Below are 3513 nucleotides of genomic sequence, written 5' to 3'. Positions count from 1 at the left end.
GCTATGACAGCCCCGACCTGTCTAGCCAGGTCCCCGGAACGCAGAGAAGCAGAAAATGCCATGAACATGGCATATTCATCCCGTGTTGGGGTAAGAAAGGGTTTTCCGAAAATAATATCCAGAAACCTGCTTATCTGGTCGTCTACATTATCTTTATCTGCGTCAATAAAAACATCCGCCAGATGAAATGCTTCACGGGTCTGCTGACCCCAGTCGAATTCCTCTGATTCATCCCTGTTGATCAGGTGTTCAGCTTTTTCTTGCGTGATACCTTTCCGCTCAAAATACCTCAGTCTCTTTGTCCATGATGAAAATATTCCAACAAGATAAAACCCCTCTCCGTAGACATTTCTTAAAAGTTGCACCTCTTCAGGATGTTTCAGGCTCCTAAGTATATGGGCGGTGGCTGGAAGAGGCTCTCCCTCCTGTCTGGCCTGGTTGATCTCGTTTATTGCCAGGGCACTCAGAATGTCTCCTCTCTCCGCCTTTTTTCTCGCCTCGTCGCCTGCCGTCATGTATGTATCAATACGCTCATCTTCCGTTTCCAAGGACAGCCTGGTCTCAAGGCCATCAATCTTGTGAATAAGAGCGCTCAGCTGAATAATATTGGCTCTGTAGCCGAACTGGTTCAAATAGTCCGAGAGGATCTTGTTGATGGACTCCAAGTCCACCCCGACAGGTGAAACCAGAGCTATGATAATTTCAGGCTTGTCGTTCATGATTCATTGTCTACCGCTACAGTGTTTCTGGTTGTGGCTGCTCTTCCTTTCAGTCCTTTGTTTCCGATCCGAGCTAAAGCAGAGTTTCGTCTAGCATTGGTATTCGGACTAGATCGGTCATAATTGCCTTCAAAAGACATTACCATGGTAATTCCGTTAGGATCGTCCCTGTCCTTGAACGGCCTGCTTGGCCCAGCTGAATGTTGTCCACCATCAGCGTGTACTGGGTGGTCGCCTGCCCCTGAAAGGCTGTCCGTAAAACAAATTCTTTTCAAGACGTGCAACCATCTTAATCTGCTGGAAATATATGATTGTCTGTATTACTAAAACAGCATGAATATTATTGAAAAAAGCCCTCTTGGTTCCTGATGAATGTTCCAAAAGAAGCTTTACCTGTATCAAATTCTGGGCATGTAAGCACTTTTTTGCATCAAGCGCAAGAATAACGCGTTAAAAAATATCGATCATTTTAATTTTGCTCCGAAGCCTCCACCACCCCGATCTCTTCCGGGGTCAGGTCATAGAGCCGGTAAACCAGCTGATCGATGTGGTTTTCCAGGCGGCTGGTATCCTGGCTGTCATTTTTCAAGTCGATGATCCTGTCTACCAGGGTTTCGATTTTACCCACTGTTTCCGTGTTTTTTGGAGTGATTGGGGGAACAGGGAGCAACTCCACATATATTTTTTTCCACCTGTTGGTCCCCATCCCAGAAGAAGCGCAAATTGAACTGAAGTACCAGTTGATAAGCCTGGAATTCAAGCAACCGACAAAATACTTTGGCCTGGATAAGGTCATAAGAAAAGTCGTGGCCTCGGTGTAAACGCCCGGTTCTACATATGCAAAGCGACCTTTATCCGCCAGCTCTATCCAGACCACCTTTTCTTGCTCAAACTCGGAATAATATGCACACGCCCGCAGATTCCACCAGTGCAAACCCTGATCATGGCGCTTCCTGGCGCTGGCCTCAAATTGCTTTAAGTGCGCAAAAACAGCTGGATATTGTCCAGGAAGGTCAAGATCGTAACCACTGGCAATGAGCCAAAGCCCAGCCCAATTATAAGTATAGCGTTCAATATCCCGGCCCCGCAAAACCGGCCTGAGTATCTCGGCACTTTTGGGACCTTCAGCCACAAGGCGGTCCCGGGTGGCCTGGTCAACAATAAAGGCCTTGTTATACCCAGTCAAAACCCCGCGAATAATATTTACCTCCCATTCTTTGAGGGGCTTGCCCAGGCCCTCGATCTTTTCCCGCAGATTCAGCTGGGTCTGGCTTCCGATAAACCAGACCTTTTCACCTGGACTGGGAATAAAGGCCTTATGTGCATTGATGAAATCATCCAGACTGTTTTCCCTTGCCTCTTTGACCAGGGTTATTCCTTGCAGACAGTTCCGGTTCTTGTCTTTCTGGATCAGGAGAATATTGGTATCCACGGTGGCGCTTTCAAAAACCCCAGGACCCAGTTCAATAAGCAGGACTGGGTTGTAAGAGCATAAAAACTGCCTCAGGCTTTTTCCGTATTCCGACTTCATCCACTTGCTGCTGGTGATGAAGCACAAGTGCCCGCCGGGCTTGAGCATCCTGATGCCGTTTTCGTAAAACAGGGTGTAGATGTCTCCTGTCCTTTGAAAGGTTTTATAGTCATATCCGGAGTACAGCCGGGCCAGCCTGCCGCCGTCCTTTTGCAGCTGGATATACGGCGGATTGCCGATCATGACGTCAAACCCGCCCTTGTGCCTGAACACCTCAGAAAAATAGATCCTGAAATCAAAAAGAGTATACCCTTTGGTCATCTGGTGCAGAAGCTCATTGATCATTTCCCTGTATTCGTTTTTGCGCCTGGGATCGGCCTCGTTGAAGTATTTTTTCTTGGCCTCTTCCAGGTTGACCTCGTTGAGCAGGTGAAGCATCTGCTCCTTCCTTCTGATCCTTTGCAGGAAATCGCCCTGGACGAATTTGAAGTCCAGGTTGGGCAAAGGCTTGATGTGCCGGGGATCCTCCTCGTCCACGATCAGGGAAAGCCAGAGCCTGAGCTTGGCGATCTCCACTGCCCCGGGGTCGATATCCACTCCGAAGAGCCCGTATTCGATGCAGTGGCGTTTGAAATCATAGGCTGAACGGGAGTCCTGGTTTTCCATGAAAATGGACAAAACAGTCCTGGCCCGGACTATTTCGATCATCATGCCCACTGGGAAAGCGCCTGAACCCACAGCCGGATCGCACACGGTTATCCCGGCTAGACATGCATCAATTGCTTCAGCATGCTCCCGCACGGATTGAGGCAGCTTGTGCGAATAACTCCTTGTCTCCCTGGCATGTTTCATCACCCTGGCTTCGTTGGCGCTTATCCCTTCCCCCATCCGGACCAGGGTTTCCAGGTCCTCGCCCGGCCCCTTGCCGGAGAGTTCAGTGGCCAGGTAACGGATCAGGGCCTGCCTGCACATGTAGTGCACGAACTGCCTGGGAGTGTAAAACACCCCGAACTGACGGTTGAACTTGTTTTCGTCCCCTTTCTTTCCGCTTTTTAAGGCCTTTTCAAATTCATCAAAATTGTCCGAGCGGATGGCATTGAACTTTTCATAAGCCTTGCCCAGGAGCTCCGGATCAATGGCCACCTCCCTTTCCAGGGGCTCATCCTCTTTCACGGTAAAGTTGAAGCGGTCAAAGACATCCAGGATGCCGTCCCCGGTATCGCCTTGCCGGGTTGCGTTGGTGTTGGAGAAAAGGCTGTCCGGGAGGAAGAGATCGGCGTTCACCCAGTCATAGCCGTTCATGGGGTCGAAAAGCCCGCCGTT

At 49.6% G+C, this 3513-nt stretch carries 2 protein-coding genes; both read right to left on the bottom strand.

Features of this window, described 5'->3' with window-relative positions; all coding sequences use genetic code 11:
• Nucleotides 1-719 (bottom strand): hypothetical protein (locus QZP87_RS11070; protein ID WP_291322984.1); only part of this gene is annotated, 719 nt, incomplete at its 3' end.
• 469 nt (nt 720-1188) lie between these two features.
• Nucleotides 1189-3513: TaqI-like C-terminal specificity domain-containing protein (locus QZP87_RS11065; RefSeq protein WP_291322983.1), on the bottom strand; the 2325-nt coding region annotated here is incomplete at its 5' end.

Origin of the sequence: Desulfonatronospira sp. (assembly GCA_003563255.1) — a bacterium.
Taxonomy (GTDB): Bacteria; Desulfobacterota; Desulfovibrionia; order Desulfovibrionales; family Desulfonatronovibrionaceae; genus Desulfonatronospira.
This window is presented reverse-complemented; position numbering and strand designations above follow the sequence as displayed.